General features: G+C 74.7%; 13 protein-coding genes. 8 read left to right on the forward strand and 5 right to left on the reverse strand.

Annotation, left to right across the window (positions count from 1 at the left end; all coding sequences use genetic code 11):
- Nucleotides 1-127: 127 nt before the first annotated feature.
- The 5 genes from RM609_RS33535 to RM609_RS33555 all read right to left on the reverse strand — a co-directional run bounded on the left by RM609_RS33535 (nucleotide 128) and on the right by RM609_RS33555 (nucleotide 6,860).
- Complete coding sequence (locus RM609_RS33535; protein ID WP_311616353.1) at nucleotides 128-1,852, reverse strand: ABC transporter ATP-binding protein; 1,725 nt, start codon at nucleotides 1,850-1,852, stop codon at nucleotides 128-130.
- 99 nt (nucleotides 1,853-1,951) lie between these two features.
- On the reverse strand, nucleotides 1,952-2,077 hold the full coding sequence (locus tag RM609_RS33540; protein ID WP_311616355.1) for a SapB/AmfS family lanthipeptide: 126 nt from the start codon (nucleotides 2,075-2,077) through the stop codon (nucleotides 1,952-1,954).
- A gap of 59 nt (nucleotides 2,078-2,136) precedes the next feature.
- On the reverse strand, nucleotides 2,137-4,770 hold the full coding sequence (gene lanKC, locus RM609_RS33545; RefSeq protein ID WP_311616357.1) for a class III lanthionine synthetase LanKC: 2,634 nt from the start codon (nucleotides 4,768-4,770) through the stop codon (nucleotides 2,137-2,139).
- Nucleotides 4,771-5,158: 388 nt separating this feature from the next.
- Nucleotides 5,159-5,398: a ferredoxin gene (locus RM609_RS33550; protein WP_311616359.1), complete on the reverse strand. Its 240-nt coding sequence runs from the start codon at nucleotides 5,396-5,398 to the stop codon at nucleotides 5,159-5,161.
- Nucleotides 5,391-6,860: an aldehyde dehydrogenase gene (locus RM609_RS33555; RefSeq protein ID WP_311616361.1), complete on the reverse strand. Its 1,470-nt coding sequence runs from the start codon at nucleotides 6,858-6,860 to the stop codon at nucleotides 5,391-5,393. Before RM609_RS33555 ends, RM609_RS33550 begins: the two co-directional genes overlap by 8 nt.
- Before the next feature lie 295 nt (nucleotides 6,861-7,155).
- Between RM609_RS33555 and RM609_RS33560 the strand changes: the two genes are divergently transcribed.
- The 8 genes from RM609_RS33560 (at nucleotide 7,156) to RM609_RS33595 (ending at nucleotide 16,368) form a co-directional block, all read left to right on the forward strand.
- Entirely contained in the window at nucleotides 7,156-8,421 is a 1,266-nt protein-coding gene (locus tag RM609_RS33560) for an SCO2321 family membrane protein (protein ID WP_311616363.1), read from the forward strand.
- Complete coding sequence (locus tag RM609_RS33565) at nucleotides 8,418-9,098, forward strand: SCO2322 family protein (protein WP_311616365.1); 681 nt, start codon at nucleotides 8,418-8,420, stop codon at nucleotides 9,096-9,098. Before RM609_RS33560 ends, RM609_RS33565 begins: the two co-directional genes overlap by 4 nt.
- Complete coding sequence (locus RM609_RS33570) at nucleotides 9,068-10,321, forward strand: energy-coupling factor transporter transmembrane component T (RefSeq protein WP_438828601.1); 1,254 nt, start codon at nucleotides 9,068-9,070, stop codon at nucleotides 10,319-10,321. The genes RM609_RS33565 and RM609_RS33570 overlap by 31 nt, the downstream gene beginning before the upstream one ends.
- Nucleotides 10,318-11,934 carry an ABC transporter ATP-binding protein gene (locus RM609_RS33575; RefSeq protein WP_311616367.1) on the forward strand — a complete coding sequence of 539 codons (1,617 nt, stop codon included), beginning with the start codon at nucleotides 10,318-10,320 and terminating at the stop codon, nucleotides 11,932-11,934. Before RM609_RS33570 ends, RM609_RS33575 begins: the two co-directional genes overlap by 4 nt.
- The gene (locus RM609_RS33580) at nucleotides 11,931-12,794 is read left to right on the forward strand and encodes an ECF transporter S component (RefSeq protein ID WP_311616369.1); all 864 of its coding nucleotides are present in this window, start codon (nucleotides 11,931-11,933) and stop codon (nucleotides 12,792-12,794) included. The genes RM609_RS33575 and RM609_RS33580 overlap by 4 nt, the downstream gene beginning before the upstream one ends.
- 251 nt (nucleotides 12,795-13,045) lie before the next feature.
- Entirely contained in the window at nucleotides 13,046-13,600 is a 555-nt protein-coding gene (locus RM609_RS33585; protein ID WP_311616371.1) for a GNAT family N-acetyltransferase, read from the forward strand.
- Between the two features lie 309 nt (nucleotides 13,601-13,909).
- Entirely contained in the window at nucleotides 13,910-15,217 is a 1,308-nt protein-coding gene (locus tag RM609_RS33590; RefSeq protein WP_311616373.1) for a nucleotide disphospho-sugar-binding domain-containing protein, read from the forward strand.
- The gene (locus tag RM609_RS33595) at nucleotides 15,214-16,368 is read left to right on the forward strand and encodes a DegT/DnrJ/EryC1/StrS family aminotransferase (RefSeq protein ID WP_311616375.1); all 1,155 of its coding nucleotides are present in this window, start codon (nucleotides 15,214-15,216) and stop codon (nucleotides 16,366-16,368) included. The genes RM609_RS33590 and RM609_RS33595 overlap by 4 nt, the downstream gene beginning before the upstream one ends.
- Nucleotides 16,369-16,385 lie beyond the last annotated feature (17 nt).

Below are 16,385 nucleotides of genomic sequence, written 5' to 3' on the forward strand. Positions count from 1 at the left end.
GCCCCGGCCCCCGCCCGGGGGCCGGGGCGGCAGCCCCGGGAAACGGTGAAAGGGCGGGACCGGGGCCTCCACCCGCCGCGACGGCGCCCAGCCACCCCGTACGTACCCGGCGGTGCCGAATCCCCCGTCACCCCCCGAACACCGCCCGGTACCCCGGCAGTCGCCACAGCTCCGCGTGCGGGCCGACGGCCCGTACCCGTCCCCCGTCCAGCCAGGCGACGCAGTCGGCCCGTTCCGCCGTCGCCACCCGGTGGGCGACGATCAGTCGCGTGCGGGCGGTGACGGCGTGCAGCAGCGCGTCGCTCACCCTCGACTCCGTGACCGAGTCGAGGCTCGACGTTGCGTCGTCCAGGATCAGCAGCCGGCCCGCGTGGGCGAAGGCGCGGGCGAGGCCGAGGCGTTGGGCCTCGCCCCCGGAGAGGGGGGCGGCCGCGCACGCCGTGTCGTAGCCGTCGGGCAGCCGCCGTACGAAGTCGTCCGCGCACGCCGCGCGGGCGGCGTGGACGACGGCTTCGGGCGGGGGCGCGAAGGAGCCGAAGGCGAGCGTTCCGCCGATCGTGCCGCCGAGCAGCGCGGGCCGGGCGAAGGCGTAGCCGACCTGGCGGCGCAGTTCGTCGTGGGCGAGCTCGCGCAGCGGGACGCCGTCGAGGGTGATCTCGCCCGCGTCGGGGTCGGCGAGGCGCCCGGCCAGTTCGGCGAGGACGGACTTGCCCGTGCCGGAGCGGCCGACGACGGCCGTCGTCGAGCCGCCCGGTACGACGAGGTCCACCCCGCGCAGTACCGCCCGCCCCCCGCGCTCGGCGGCGACGCCGCGCAGCCGGAGCGTGCCGTCGCCGTCGGCGGGCAGCCGCCGGGTGCCGTGGACGGTGGGCGGAAGGGCGTGGACCTCGGCCAGGCGGCGCGCGGCGGTACGGCCGTGGACCAGCGCCCCCAGGTGTCCGACGAGCATGCCGACGCCCGTCGCGAGGACCGCGTAGCGGGAGGCCGCCAGCAGGTCGCCGACGCTCAGCCTGCCCCGCGACAGCTCCAGTCCGGCGACGGCGAGGACGGCGATCTGGAGCAGCGGCACCAGGGCCGTCGCCTGGGCGGAGGAGCGGCCCTGCACCCGCCACATGCGGTGGCCGTGGCGGGACAGGCCGGGGAGGGGTTCGAGGACGCGGTCCCGTTCGCGGGCGGCCGTACCGGCGGCGGCGATAGTCCGGACGCCGCCGACGGCCTCCATCAGCCGCCCGGCGATCTCGCCCTGGAGCCGCTGGTAGCCGGCGAGGCTGTCGGTGGAGGCGCGGGTGAACGCCCGTAGCAGCAGCGCGAGCAGCGGCGCGCCCGCGAGGAACACCAGGGCGAGCCACGGGTCGAGGAGGGCGAGCGCGACGATGCCGCCGATCGGGCCGACGACGGCGGTGACGGTACCGGCGACGGTCGCGGGCGCCGTACCGGCCTGGGCGGCGTTGCCGACGAGGCGGGTGACGAGGTCGCCCGGCGTCATCCGGGCCGTGGCCCGGGGGCCCGCCGCGAGGACGTGGTCCAGCGCGCTGCGGCGCATCCGGGCGGTGGTGCGGGCGGTGGTGGTGGCGGTGAGGTACTCGCCGAGCGCGTCGAGGACGGCGGGGACGCAGACGAGGGCGGCGCAGAGGAGGACCCAGCGGGTGCCCACGCGTTTTGCCAGCAGCAGGTCGAGGGTGTGCCCGAGCACGGCGGGCAGCAGCAGGGCCGCGCCCGTGCTCGCGACGGCGATCAGGACGAGGGCGGCCGTACGGGGGGCCGCGGCGCGGAGCGCGGCGAGGAGGAGGCGGTCGCCGCCGGGCGGGGCGGCTTCCGGTGCCGATGCCGATGCCGGTGCCGTCGGGGTCATGCGGTCGTCCTCGCATCCGTGGTGGCGGGGGCGACAGGCCGGGTGGGCCCTCCCCTCCAGGGAGAGGGCCCACCCTGAGCGGTCACCCGCGAGCGTGGGTCACAGGCACAGCAGCACGCTGGCCGCGCTGACGCACGAGAGCAGGCTCACGGTGCTCTGCCCGCCGCCGCCGTGGCCACCGTCGTGGCTGTCGGACTCCATGCTCTGAAGGTCGAGAAGCGCCATGGTTCTGATTCCTTTCATGGGGACGGAACTGAACGGTTTGGAACAGGTGGAGCGGTTGGTCACGACTCCACGACGAGGTGGAGCCGGCTCTTGGGCCCCTTCGGGGGCGGGAGGAAGGGCAGACGGGCCACGCCCCGGACGGACCCGAGCGCGAGCAGACAGCCCGCCGTACCCGTCGCGAGGTCCATCGACAGCCGCATCATCTGGTGGCCGGGGAAGGCCAGGTCGCCCTGGTAGGGGATGCCGTACCAGCCCAGGGCGGCCACTTGGGCCGCGAGGTCGGCCGGAGCGGCGCCCGGCGCGGTGGTGCGGCCGAGGTGCCAGATCATTCCGGCGCGGCCCTGGAAGAGGCCGGGCTGGGCGTAGAAGCGGGACCGGGCGGCGACCAGGATGGCGGCGCGGGCCTCGGTGAGGTCCTCGTCCGGGTCGGGGACATGGGCGAGGTAGTCGTCCAGGACGGCGCCGATGCCGACGCTGCCGTCGCCGAGGTAGGGCATGGTCCGCCAGCCCTCGTCCACGTCGAGGGAGCCGTTGGCCGTGCGCACGCAGCGCGCGAGGTCGACGCGCAGGGCCGTGCCGGCGAGGTCGAGGAGGGCGGGCGCGCCGGTGCGTTCGTACAGCCGGAGGAAGAGCAGGGCGGAGCCCGTGGCGCCGCGCATCAGTCCCGCGCGCTGCTTCCCGTCGTCGGCGGCGAGCCGGTCGGCGAGCAATTGCGCCGCCTCCACCGCGCGTTCGTGGAAGTGCCGGTCGCCGGTGGTGCGGGCGAGGTGGTCGAGGTGGAGGCCGATGCCGGCGAGCCCGCCGCGCAGGGCGGAGGTGAGCTTCTGCCACTTCTCGCCGAGGAGGGTGGCGGTGAGGTCGAGGGCGCGCTGGGTGTGGCCGAGGCGGTCGAGGGCGTGGGCGACGCCCGCGAGTCCGTCGTAGAGGCCGAGCGGGGTGCCGGGCGGCAGCGCGCCGGGGTCGGTGTGCGCGAGCAGCCAGCGTTCGCCCTGCTCGTAGCGGTCGGCGCCGGTCTCGGCGAGGGCGTACAGGACGCCGGCGGCGCCGTGGGCGAGGCCGAGGCCGCCGCCCTCGGAGAACTGGGCGATGTCCCCGGGGAAGAGCCGGTCGTCGCGCTCGGGGGTGGCGGAGGCGAGGATGGCGCGGACCATGGAGTCACGGGCGGCGGGCCAGTCGTCCGTCGTGGGGAGGACGGCGGGCGCGGCGAGGGCGGGACCGGCCGACGCCACCCCTTCGTCCCGCGTCTCCCTCGTGATCTCGGCGACGGCCTCGTCGAGGAACTCCCGTGGTACGGCGGGGAAGTGCTCGGCGATGATGTCGGCGAGGTGCGCGGCCTTGGCACGGTCGATGACGAAGAGCGTGGTGACGGGCAGGAACAGCGCGATCCGCAGGCAGGCGAGGGCGTAGCGGTCGACGTCGGTGCCGGTGCGGTCCGGCGGGGCGAAGAAGCCGGGGTGGGCGACGATCTGCCGGCCGCCCTCGGCGGCGGGCGCGGCGGCCTCGAAGTCGATCAGGGTGACGGACTCGTCGTCGGGCCCGACCATGATGTTGAACATGTGGAGGTCGTTGAAGACCACGCCCCGGTCGTGGACGGCCGCGACGGCCCGTTCCACGGCCCGGTGGATCCGCAGCGCCCAGTCGGTGTAGCCGGCGACGGCCGCCGCGTCGGGGTCCGCGGCGAGCAGCGGGTGGCGTTCGCCGAAGAAGGAGTTGAGGGGGCGGCCCTCGATGAAGTCCATGACGAGGAAGCGGTGTTCGCCGATGGTAAGCCAGTCGCGGACGCCGGGGGCGACGCCGAGGCCGGCGAGCCGGTCGAGGGCGTCCTTCTCGCGCTCCAGCCGGGTGATGGCGTCGGCACCGTCGGCGGCGAGCCCGGCGTGCGGGCGGGCCTCCTTGAGGACGACCTGCGAGCCGTCGCGGGTGTCGGTGCCCCGGTAGACGCCGCCGCCGTTGGAGAAGTGCAGGGCCTTCTCGATGCGGTAGGGCAGGTCGGCGACGGTGGTCGCGTTGCGGGCGGCCAGGTGGGGCTCCAGGAACGCGGGCAGGGTCACCCAGGCGGGCACCTGGAAGGCGGGGTCGCGCGGGTCGGGGACGAGCGTGCCGTCCGCGTCCTCGATCGCGGGGACGAGGCTGCCGCGCGCGTCGACGCAGTAGCGGCGGGCGAAAGCGCCGTAGCGCACGTACAGCGGCCCGTCGTGCCAGCGCAGATCGGTGAGGACGTACGGGCCCGGGCGCCCGCCGAGGATCTCCTCCAGATCGGTGAGGACGGTACGCAGGCTCTCCTCGTCGGCGGGGTAGATCGTGACGAACTTTCCGCTGCCGTCCCGGGGCGCGTACTTGTTGTTGCGGAGGTGCAGCATGTGGGGCGCGGGGACGAACTTGAACGGGATGCGGCGGGGGACGCAGTAGTCCCAGACGTCGGCGGCGGTCTTGTCGGCGCCGTCGGCCGTGGCCGACACATGGATCTTCCAGCCCTGCGCGGGCTGCCCGGGGAGCTGCTCGCCGTCCGCGCCGAGGGGCGCGAGGTGGAACCAGTCGCCGTTGCGGCCGCTCGTCCAGCCCTCGGGCACGGGACGCCGTGCGGTTTCGAACAGAGCGTCCTCGGCCCGGCCTCCCGCCGGGCGGGACAGCCGGTCCGGGATCTCGTAGAAGTGCCTGTCCGCCAGGCAGTAGACCTCGTACCGCTTTTCCATCGGCCCCCCTCAGCTGCGACGGGAAGAGATTTCCACGCCACGGGGGGCCGGGACAGTCGCATCTGTCACGAACATGCTGTGCGGAACGCATGCGTAAACATATGTACGGACCAGGGCGAACGCAGGTCAGCCCCGGTGACGGGGCCCGCTCCGGCGCCGCGCGCTCCCGGGGCGCACGCCGCGCGCCGCCGCTCCCCGTCGAGACAGCAGGATCCTCCGGACCTGCGAGCCGCCCAGCGGTGAGAATCGCTGCCGGCGCGCCTGCGCACTCGCGCGCAGCGAAGCGGAGCACCCCGCCCCGGGGCCCGAGGGCCCCCGACCGCCCCGACCCGCGCTACACCGCCGACGAGGGGAACGCCTTCCGCGCAGGTGTCATCAGCGGCTCCCTCTAGTCCGGCCAGTCCGGCGGGAACACCCGCTCCCCCTCCCGCCCCCGGATCCTGATCGCCTCCACCGGGCAGCCTTCCGCCGCCTCCAGCACCGCCTCGGACGGCGCCGTCGACTCCTCCACCGGGGAGGAGCGACGGCGCTCGTCCAGCCGGAACGCCCCGGGCGCGACGCTCGCGCACAGGCCTGAGCCGACGCACCGCGTCCGGTCGACGGTCACCCTCCAGCGGAGATCAGCCACCGCCCGTCCCCTTCGGCAGGTGGATCGTCTTCTGTTCCAGGTATTCGGCGTAGCCCTCGGGCCCGCCTTCCCGCCCCAGCCCGGAGTCCTTGTAGCCGCCGAAGGGGCCGAACAGGTCGAGGCTGAAGGTGTTCACGGAGTACGTGCCCGTGCGCACCCGGCGGGCGACGTCCAGGCCGCGTTCGAGGTCGCCGGTCCAGACACTGCCGGAGAGGCCGTAGTCGGAGTCGTCGGCGATGGCGATCGCCTCCTCCGTGTCGTCGTAGGGCAGCAGGCAGACGACGGGCCCGAAGATCTCCTCGCGGGCGACCCGCATGGTGTTGGTGACGTCGCCGAAGAGGGTCGGCTCGACGTACCAGCCGGTCGGGAGCCCGGCGGGGCGGCCGCCGCCGGCCAGGACGGACGCGCCGTCGAGCCGCCCGAGCCGGATGTAGTCGAGCGACCGCTCGCGCTGGCGGCGCGCGACCAGCGGGCCGACCTGGGTGGCGGGGTCGAGCGGGTCGCCGACGACCAGCGCGGAGGCGGCGGCCGCGAGGCGCTCGGCGAGTTCGGCGTAGTGGGAGCGGGGGGCGAGGACGCGGGTCTGGGCGACGCAGGCCTGGCCGTTGTTCATCCAGGCGCTGGGCACGATCCCGGCGACGGCGGTGTCCAGGTCGGCGTCGGGCAGGACGATCGCGGCGGACTTGCCGCCCAGTTCCAGGGTGACCCGGGTGAGGTTGCGGGAGGCGACCTCCATGACGCGCTTGCCGGCCGCGACGGAGCCGGTGAAGGAGACCTTGTCGACGCCGGGGTGGCCCACGAGGTACTCGCCGGTCTCCCGGCCCCCGGGGAGGATGGACAGCACGCCCTCCGGCAGCCCCGCCTCTTCGGCGATCCCGGCGAGGACGTACGCGTCCAGGGGCGTCTCCGGCGCGGGCTTGAGCACCACCGAGCAGCCGGCCAGCAGGGCGGGGGCGAGCTTGGCCGCCGCCACGAACTGCGGCACGTTCCAGGGCACCACGGCCGCCACGACGCCCACCGGCTCCCGCCGCACCAGCAGCGGGCCCAGCGCGCCGGCGCGCCGCTCCTCGTGGGGGAAGTCCCGGGCGATGGCGATGGCGCTGTCCCACACCAGCACCGCGCCGAGCGCCTGCGCGAGGACGCTCCAGGAGTAGGGGGAGCCGTTCTGCGCGGAGATCAGCCGGGCGAGCTCCTCGTGGCGGGCGGCGATGCCGTCCTTGATCCGCGTGACGACAGCGATCCGCTCCGCCAGCGGCAGCCCTGACCACACACCGGAGTCGAAGGAGCTCCGCGCTGCCGCGACGGCCCGGTCCACGTCGATACGCCCGGCGTGCGGGACGCGCCCGATGACGGCCTCGGTGTGGGGCGAGACGACCTCGATGACCTCCCCCCGCGGCCCGGCGGCGGGCTCGGCCCACCGGCCGCCGACGAAGAGCTGTCCGTACTCGACGATGTCGCTCATGGCGGGGCCTCCCGGACCGGACCGAACACAGGACACGACCGAATCTGACGCTGCATCAGCTCAGATAGCAGTTCCGCTTGCGGAGGGCAAGGGAAGTCGCCACGGGATTCCGAACGCATACGCGACCCTGGCGGCGGCCGGGGACGGCCGCCCATGGCGGTAGCGGGGGCCCGGTGAGGGCCGGATAAAGTGTTCAGCCCCCCACCAAAGCGACACGTCGGCGACGTCCTGCCCCGGCAGGGGCCGTCCCGGCGGGGCCGCCCGACACCGTCATCCACCGAGAGGCACCGCTTTCATGGCCACCTCCTTCGCCGTCCTCGCGCGCCGCGGCGCCGCGGCCCTGGCCACCGCGGCCGTCCTGGGCACGGCCGCGGCTCCCGCCGCCTTCGCCGACGGCACCTCGCCCTCCCCGGCCGCCCCCGGGCTCTACGGCACGGGCGACCCGAAGTTCGACGGTGTCTTCCGGCAGTCGCTGGCATTCCTCGCCCAGAACGCGGTGGGGGTCGCCCCGGCCGGGCAGGCCGTGGACTGGCTGGCCGGCCAGCAGTGCGCCGACGGCGGCTTCGCCGGCTTCCGGGCCGACACGGGCGCGCCGTGCGACGCCAAGGCGGGCGAGTTCACCGACGCGACCGCGGCCGCCGTGCAGGCTCTGGCGGCCGTCGGCGGCCGGGCCCAGGTCGTCACCAAGGGTCTGGACTGGCTCAAGGCCCACCAGAACGCCGACGGCGGCTGGGGCATGGGTCCCGGCAACGCCAGCGACGCCAACTCCACCGCCATCGCCATCGGCGCCTTCGCCGCCGTCGGCCAGGACCCGGCGAAGGCCGCCGCCAAGGGCGGCAAGACCCCCTACGACGCGCTGCTCTCCTTCCAGATCCGCTGCCAGGAGAAGAAGGAGGACCAGGCGGGCGCCTTCGGCTACATGCCGCAGAACGGCGAGCTGCCCGCCAACGACCTCGCCTCGACCGCCGCCGCCACGGCCGCCCTCGGCAAGGGCTTCCTCGTGCCCGCCGCCAAGGGCGCCGACCGGCCCGTCAAGCCCGCCGCCTGCGGTGACGGCGCCGACGCGGCCCAGTGGAACGCGGCCGAGGCCGTCGCCGGCTACCTGGTGAAGAAGCTCGACGCGGGCGGCGATCACCTCAAGTCGTCCATGCCCGGCGCCCCCGAGGGCCCGGACACCGGCGCGACCGCCGACGCCGCCCTCGCCCTCGCGGCGGGCGGCCACCTGGAGGCCGCCCGTAAGCCGCTGAAGTGGCTGGAGTCCGCCGACAGCAAGACCGCCGAGTGGGCCAAGGGCAACCCCGGCCGCCTCGCCAAGCTCGTCCTGGCCGCGCACGCGGCGGGCGGCGACCCGCGCTCCTTCGGCGGCACCGACCTGGTGGCGGCGCTGAACGAGACCGGCCCCAAGCCGGAGCCCGCGTCCTCCGCCTCCGCGGAGAAGAAGGACGAGAAGAAGGACGACGGCGGCGGCTTCGGCGCCTGGTGGTACGTCGCCGTGTTCTTCGTCGCCAGCGTCGGCATCGGCTTCCTGATCAGCGGCCGCAAGAAGAAGAGCCAGCCGTGACGGCGGGCCGGGCCCGGGGCCTGTTCGTCTCCCTGCTCGTCGGCGCGGCCGCCGTGCTCGGCGCGGCCCCCGCGCACGCGGAGGGCTACCGCTACTGGTCCTTCTGGCAGACGGCATCAGCATCGGCGTCGGGCAAGGACTGGACGTACGCGACCCAGGGCCCGGCCACGCTGCGGCCGGCCGACGGCTCCGTGATCGGCTTCCGCTTCGCCGTCAGCAAGGACTCCGCCGACGCGGCCAAGCCGCGCGGCGCCGCCGACTTCGCGGCGGTCTGCGCCGGCACGCCCGCCGAGGACGGCGGCAAGCGCGTCGCCGTCGTCCTCGACTTCGGCACGCCCGGCGACGCCCCCGCCGGCGAGACGCCGCCCGCCACCCGTTCGGCGTGCGCGAAGGTCGGCGCGGACGGCAGCGCGGCCGACGTGCTGGCGGCGGTCGCCAAGCCGCTGCGCTACGACTCCAGCGCCCTGTTGTGCGCGATCGCCGGATACCCGAGGTCGGGCTGCGGCGAGAAGGTAGGGGCGGGGAAGCCTGCGGAGTCGAAGGCGTCGGAGAAGTCGGATAGCGCGTCGGAGAAGGGCGACGGCGGGCCCTCCGCCGGTCTGATCGGCGGCATCGCGGCCGTGGCCGCGCTCGGCGCGGCGGCGGCATGGCAGACCCGGCGGCGTCGGCGCGGATGACCCGGAAGATCCTCCGACGGAGCCCGGTGGCGGACCGTTCCTCCGCGCTGCACGCCGGCGCGTGGTGGCTGTGGGCGCTGGGCCTGGCCACGGCCGCCTCGCGGACCACCAACCCGCTGCTGCTCGCCCTGCTGACCGGCGTCGCCGGGTACGTCGTCGCCGCCCGCCGCACGGACGCGCCGTGGGCCCGTTCCTACGGGGCGTTCTTCAAGCTCGGGCTGGCCGTGATCGTCATCCGGCTGGTCTTCGCGGTGATCCTGGGCTCGCCCATCCCGGGGACGCACACGGTCCTCACCCTTCCGGAGATTCCGCTCCCGGAGTGGGCGCGCGGGGTGCGGATCGGTGGCCGGGTGACCGCCGAGGGGCTGCTCTTCGCGCTCGCCGACGGCATGAAGCTGGCCACCCTGCTGATCTGCGTGGGCGCCGCGAACGCCCTCGCCAACCCGGCGCGGCTGCTCAAATCCCTGCCGGGCGCGCTCTACGAGGCCGGGGTGGCGGTGGTCGTCGCCATGACCTTCGCACCCAACCTCGTCGCGGACGTCCAGCGGCTGCGCGCCGCGCGCCGGCTGCGCGGCCGCCCGGACCGGGGGCTCAAGGCCCTGCTCCAGGTGGGGCTGCCGGTGCTGGAGGGCGCGCTGGAGCGGTCGGTGGCGCTGGCCGCCGCGATGGACGCCCGGGGGTACGGCCGTACCGCCCAGGTCCCGCCCGCCGTGCGCCGCACGACGAGCGCGCTCACCCTGGGCGGGCTGCTCGGCGTGTGCGCCGGTACGTACGGGCTGCTGGCCGACACCGGTGCGGGCTACGGGGCGCCCGTGCTGATCGCGGGTCTGGCCGCGGCCCTCGCGGGCCTGTGGCTCGGCGGCCGCCGCTCGGTCCGCACCCGTTACCGCCCCGACCGCTGGGGCGCCCGCGCCTGGCTGGTCTCCGCGTCGGGTACGGCGGTGGCGGCCCTGATGATCTGGGCGGGCGACTACGCGCCCACCGCCCTCCATCCGCCGGCGGTGCCGCTGGCCGCGCCGGAGTTGCCGGTGTGGCCGGCGGTGTCGGTGCTTCTCGGGCTACTGCCGGCTTTCGTGGCACCGGTCGCTTCCCGCGAGGGGCACCGCCGGTCCGGCGGAGGAGGGTTGCCCGCCGCCGCGGCGGAGGATGAGCCCCGGTCCCTCCCCTTCCCGAAACCGGGGGCGAGCCCCCGGACCCCCACCCCCGAGGAGACCCCCAAGTGATCCGTTTCGAGAACGTCTCGGTCTCCTACGACGGCACCGACCACCCCACCCTCTCCGGCATCGACCTCACCGTCCCCGAAGGGGAGCTGTGCCTTCTCGTCGGCCCCTCCGGCGTCGGCAAGTCGACGCTGCTCGGCACCGTGAGCGGGCTCGTCCCGCACTTCACCGGTGGGACCCTGCGCGGCAGGGTCACCGTCGCCGGGCGGGACACCCGTACCCACCGGCCCCGTGAACTCGCCGACGTCGTCGGCACCGTGGGCCAGGACCCGCTGGCGCACTTCGTGACCGACACCGTCGAGGACGAGCTCGCCTACGGCATGGAGTCCCTCGGCGTCCCGCCCGCCACCATGCGCCGCCGCGTCGAGGAGACCCTGGACCTGCTGGGCCTGGCCGGCCTGCGCGACCGGCCCATCGCCACCCTCTCCGGCGGCCAGCGGCAGCGCGTCGCGATCGGTTCGGTGCTGACCGCCCACCCGAAGGTGCTGGTCCTGGACGAGCCGACGTCCGCGCTGGACCCGGCCGCCGCCGAGGAGGTACTGGCCGTCCTCCAGCGTCTGGTGCACGATCTGGGCACCACCGTGCTGCTGGCCGAGCACCGGCTGGAGCGGGTGGTGCAGTACGCGGACCAGGTGATCCTGCTGCCCGGCCCCGGCGCGGCCCCCGTCGTCGGCGACCCCGCCGAGATCATGGCCGTCTCCCCCGTCCACCCGCCCGTCGTCGCCCTGAGCCGGATCGCCGGCTGGTCCCCGCCGCCGCTGTCCGTGCGCGACGCCCGGCGCAAGGCCGCCTCCCTGCGGGAACGGCTCGCCCCGCTCACCCCGCCGGTCCCGCAGGCCCCCAAGGCGACGACAGCGACGGACGCCGCGTCCCTCACCGGCCTGTCCGTCCGCCACGACCGCGTCACCGCCCTGCGCGACCTGGACCTCTCCGTCCGCCCCGGCGAGACCGTCGCCCTGATGGGCCGCAACGGCGCGGGCAAGTCCACGCTCCTGCGGACGCTCGTCGGCATGCACGCGCCCGACCGGGGCGCCGTACGCGTGGGCGGCGTGGAGCCGCGCCGCACGAGCCCGCGCGAACTGCTGCGGCACGTGGGCCTCGTCCCGCAGGAGCCCCGCGACCTGCTGTACGCGGACACGGTCGCCGCGGAGTGCGCGGCCGCCGACCACGACGCGCAGGCCGGCCCCGGCACCTGCCGGGCGCTGGTGTCCGGGCTGCTCCCGGACGTGGCGGACGACACCCACCCCCGCGATCTGTCCGAGGGCCAGCGGCTGGCGCTCGCGCTCGCCGTGGTGCTCACGGCGCGGCCGCCGCTGCTGCTCCTGGACGAGCCGACGCGCGGCCTGGACTACGCGGCCAAGGCCCGGCTGGTGGAGATCCTGCGCGGGCTGGCCGGCCAGGGCCACGCCATCGTGCTGGCCACGCACGACGTGGAGCTCGCGGCGGAGCTGGCGCACCGGGTGGTGATCCTCGCGGAGGGCGAGATCGTCGCGGACGGCCCGACGGCGGAGGTCGTGGTCTCCTCCCCGGCCTTCGCCCCGCAGGTCGCCAAGGTCCTCGCGCCGCAGCCGTGGCTGACGGTCCCGCAGGTCCGCGACGCCCTGGGGGCGCTGTGACCGGCGCCCGTACTCCCGCCGCCCCCGCCGTCCCCGTCGCCTCCGTCGCCCCCGACCGCCAGGCGCGAGCCATCCGCCTCGGATGGCGTTCCGTCACCGCCCTGGTGCTGATCAGCGCCATCGGCGTGGCCGCCTTCGGCTGGCCGCTGCTCGCCGGTTCGGCCTCCGGCCTGGCCCACTCGCAGGACGCCCCCTGGCTGTTCGCCGCCCTGCTGCCGCTGCTGCTCGCCGTGGTCATGGCGACGATCGCCGACACCGGGCTGGACGCCAAGGCCGTCGCGATGCTCGGCGTCCTCGCGGCGGCCGGGGCCGCGCTGCGGCCGCTGGGCGCGGGGACGGCCGGCATCGAGCCGATGTTCTTCCTGATGGTGCTCTCCGGGCGGGTGCTGGGGCCCGGCTTCGGGTTCGTCCTGGGCTCCCTGTCGATGTTCGCCTCCGCCCTGCTGACGGGCGGGGTCGGGCCGTGGATGCCGTTCCAGATGCTGGCCATGGGGTGGGTGACCATGGGCGCGGGGCTGCTGCCGGGGCCGGACCGGCTGCGGGGGCGGCGCGAGCTGGTGATGCTGGCGGCGTACGGAGCGGTGGCGTCCGTCGCCTACGGAACGGTGATGAACCTTCAGGGCTGGCCGTACATCGGCTCCCTCGTCTCGGGCGTCTCCTTCGTCCCGGGCGACCCGCTGCCGGAGAACCTCTCCCGTTTCCTCGCCTACTGTCTGGCGACGTCCCTGGGCTGGGACCTGCCCCGGGCCCTGGTGACCGTGGTCGCCTCGCTCACACTCGGCCCGACCGTGCTCAAGGCCCTGCGCCGGGCCACCCGCCGCGCGGCCTTCGACGCGCCGGCGACGTTCGAGGACGCCTGACCCGCGCCCCGGCTGCTCTCCCGGCCATTCATTCCGGTCCGTCTCGTCCCGCCCCGTCGGCTGTTCCCGAATGGGATATCCGCTGTCAAGGACGACTTCAACCGACCCCGCACCCCGCATGATTACCAAAAAGTAAGTACTTGATTCCCCGGCAGGACGGCGTGACCCTGCAGAAGGTTTTCCGGGGAGTTCCGGAATTCCATCCTCATGTTGTTCTACAGCGGCCCCGGGGCCGCCCGTGGGAGGCCGGCATGTTCAGCTTTTCTCTCGGCGAGGGCGTGGAGCTGCGCCCGCTGGAGCCATGGCAGGCGGAGGAGTTCGCGGCGCACATCGACCGGGTCCGCGAGCACATCGCCCCCTGGCTGCCGTTCGAGCGCGACATCACGGACACCGAGTCGGCGCGGCGCTTCCTCCAGGGCTTCGCCGACAGCCAGGCCAAGGACGGCCCCCGGCTGTACGGCGTCCACAGCGACGGGGAGCTCGTCGGCGGCGGCTTCTACCGCCTGTTCGAACCCGCCGAGGGGTCCTGCGAGTTGGGCGCCTGGGTGGACCCCGCGACCCAGGGGCGCGGAGTGGCGTTCCGGGTCCTGGTCGCCCTGATCGACTGGGCGGTGGAGACGCGCGGCATCTCCCGGGTGCAGGCGCTGATCGAGCCGGAGAACGAGCGCAGCCTCGCGATGGTCAAGCGGCTCGGCATGACGTACGAGGGCACCATGCGCAGCGTCTTCCCGACCGGTGGCGCACGCATGGACGTCCAGGTGCACTCGGTCCTCTCCGACGAGTGGAAGGCGCGCCCGCGCCCGTAGCGCTCTTTCGTCGCGCCTTGGCGCAACCGGTGTGGAGCCCGCCGTCACGAAACCCTTTCGTGACGGCGGGTTCATTCATTACGGGAAATATTTCGGAATGCGCTGATCACAGCGGTCCGAGGGGAGCGGAATTACTGGTTCATTACCGCTGTCGATGTGCGTCCAGGTAGGTTCCATGGCGTCGATTGAGGCGCCCGAGAGTGCGCCCGTCCCGAACCCTGAAAAGCTCGAGAAGCTCAATTCGTTCGAGAGTGCGCCCGCCCGCGTCACGGCATCGTTTCTCCCCGCGCACTCGGATGGGGACCATCAATGCGCGTCCTGTTCACCGTGTGGCCGGCGACGGCCCATCTCTACCCAGTCGTACCGCTCGCCTGGGCCCTGCAGAGCGCCGGGCACGAGGTGTGTGTGGCCTCGCACCCGGCTCTGGCCCGGACCATCACCTCGGTGGGGCTGACGGCGGTGTCGCCCGCCGACGAGGGGCTGCTTCCTCCGCCGGTGGGCGCAGGCAAGCCCTTCTCCCCCGAGGCGTGGGAGGTCCTGGAACGCGTCACGCGGACACTGTCCGTCGACCCGGCCGACCACGACCTGTGGCGATTCCAGCGCGACTACATGCTGCCCGCCATACGGGACTTCGCCCCGGTGGAGGCCACCGCCGGCACCCCCCAGCCCTGGCTGGACGGGCTGGTGGAGTTCTGCCGCTCCTGGCGGCCGGACCTGGTCCTGTGGGATCCGACGATGCCGTCGTCCGCCGTGGCGGCCCGGGCCGTCGGCGCGGCGCACGCGCGCTTCCTGTGGGGGCTGGACCACTTCGCCTGGTCGGCCGACCGGTTCACGGCGCGCCGGAACGGGCCGGGGAACGACCCGGCGGACGAGGAGCCCGTCACCGCGTCGGTCCGGCCGATGGCCGAGCGGTACGGATTCGAGACCGACGACGAGCTCCTGTTCGGGCAGTGGACCGTCGACCCGATGCCGACCGCGATGCGCCTGCCCACCACGCGCCGTACGGTGCCGATGCGCTGGGTCCCCTACACGGGACCCGATACCCTGCCGGACTGGCTCTGGGCCCGGCCCGAGCGGCCCCGGGTGGCGCTCACGCTGGGCGCGTCGATGCGCGCCTTCCGCAAGGACAGCGAGTCGCTCGTGGGTGACCTGCTGGAGGCGGTGGCGGGGCTCGACGCCGAAGTCGTCGCCACGTTCGACGCCGGCCAGCTCGCCGGGACCGGGCGTCTGCCCGGCAATGTGCGCACGGTCGACTATGTGCCCCTCGCCCAGCTGCTGCCGACCTGTACCGCGGCGGTCCACCACGGTGGGTACGGCACCCTGTGCGCGGTGGCGGCGGCCGGTCTGCCGCAGGTCGTCGCCATGGACGGCGACGAGGTCATGGAGGGGCCGATCAGCGGCCGCTTCCTGACGGACACGGGCGCGGGGCTGACGCTGCGGCGCGAGGAGCTGTCCGTGGCCGGCATGCGCGAACAGCTCGAAAGGGCGCTCACCGAGCCGTCGTTCCGCGAGAACGCGGCCGCCATCCACGCCGACCTGCTCGCCGCTCCCGGCCCGGCCGAGATCGTCCCGGTCCTGGAGCGACTGACCGCGTCCTTCGGAGGAACCAAGAAATGATCAACGTCTTCCAGCCCTCGCTGGGCGACGAGGAACTCGCCGCCGTGTCCGAGGTGTTCGCGTCCAACTGGCTGGGGCACGGCCCGCGCACCAAGGCCTTCGAGGCCGAGTTCGCGGACCATCTGGGAGTGCCGCCCGAGCACGTGCTCTTCATCAACTCGGCCACCGCCGGGCTCTTCCTGGCCACGGAACTCCTCGGCCTGGGCCCGGGCGACGACGTGGTGCTGCCGTCGATGAGCTTCGTCGCCGCCGGCAACGCCATCGGCGCCACCGGCGCCCGCCCGGTCTTCTGCGACGTGGACCCCCGCACGCTCAACCCCACCGCCGCCGACGTCGAGCGCGCCCTGACCCCGGCCACCAAGGCCGTCCTGCTGCTGCACTACGGCGGCTACCCCGGAGACGTGGCCGCCGTCGCCCGCCTCTGCGAGGCGCGCGGCATACGCCTGATCGAGGACGCGGCCTGCGCCGTCGCCTCCGCCGTCGACGGCAGGAGGTGCGGCACGTTCGGCGATCTCGCCATGTGGAGCTTCGACTCGATGAAGGTCCTCGTCACCGGCGACGGCGGCATGCTGTACGCCAAGGACGCCGACGTCGCGCGGCGTGCCCGCCGGCTGGCCTACCACGGCCTGGAGCAGGCCAGCGGGTTCGCCGCGGCAAAGGTCTCCCACCGCTGGTGGGAGCTGGACGTCAAGGAGTTCGGCCGCCGCGTCATCGGCAATGACGTCACCGCCGCGATCGGCAGCGTCCAGCTGCGCAGGCTCCCCGGGTTCGTCGAGCGGCGGCGGGAGATCGCCGCCGCCTACGACCGGCTGCTGGCCGGGGCCGAGGGCATCGTCACGCCCCCGCCGCTGCCTCCCGGGCACTCCGGCTCGTACTACTTCTACTGGGTGCGACTGGACGCGGCGATCCGCGACCAGGTGGCCGCGGACCTGCTGGAGCGCGGCGTCTACACCACCCTGCGCTACCCGCCGCTGCACAAGGTCCCGGCCTACGGAGGCGCGACCGGGGGAGCTCTGCCCGGCACCGACGAGGCGTCGGACACCACCCTCCTGCTGCCCCTCCACCAGGGTCTCGACGAGGCGGACGTACGCACCGTCGCCGACGAGCTGCGCCGGGCCGTCGCGCGCCGGAGCGGCCGGGCCGCGGCCTGACCGGCCCTGGAAGGAGA

It is taken from the genome of Streptomyces hesseae (genome assembly GCF_031845785.1).
GTDB lineage: Bacteria > Actinomycetota > Actinomycetes > Streptomycetales > Streptomycetaceae > Streptomyces > Streptomyces hesseae.

Bases quoted from the DNA above. Each gene is read 5' to 3' on its own strand.
- RM609_RS33535 (WP_311616353.1), bottom strand. From the start codon at position 1,852: ATGACCCCGACGGCACCGGCATCGGCATCGGCACCGGAAGCCGCCCCG.
- RM609_RS33540 (WP_311616355.1), bottom strand. From the start codon at position 2,077: ATGGCGCTTCTCGACCTTCAGAGCATGGAGTCCGACAGCCACGACGGT.
- lanKC (WP_311616357.1), bottom strand. From the start codon at position 4,770: ATGGAAAAGCGGTACGAGGTCTACTGCCTGGCGGACAGGCACTTCTAC.
- RM609_RS33555 (WP_311616361.1), bottom strand. From the start codon at position 6,860: ATGAGCGACATCGTCGAGTACGGACAGCTCTTCGTCGGCGGCCGGTGG.
- RM609_RS33560 (WP_311616363.1), top strand. From the start codon at position 7,156: ATGGCCACCTCCTTCGCCGTCCTCGCGCGCCGCGGCGCCGCGGCCCTG.
- RM609_RS33570 (WP_438828601.1), top strand. From the start codon at position 9,068: ATGGCAGACCCGGCGGCGTCGGCGCGGATGACCCGGAAGATCCTCCGA.
- RM609_RS33585 (WP_311616371.1), top strand. From the start codon at position 13,046: ATGTTCAGCTTTTCTCTCGGCGAGGGCGTGGAGCTGCGCCCGCTGGAG.
- RM609_RS33590 (WP_311616373.1), top strand. From the start codon at position 13,910: ATGCGCGTCCTGTTCACCGTGTGGCCGGCGACGGCCCATCTCTACCCA.
- RM609_RS33595 (WP_311616375.1), top strand. From the start codon at position 15,214: ATGATCAACGTCTTCCAGCCCTCGCTGGGCGACGAGGAACTCGCCGCC.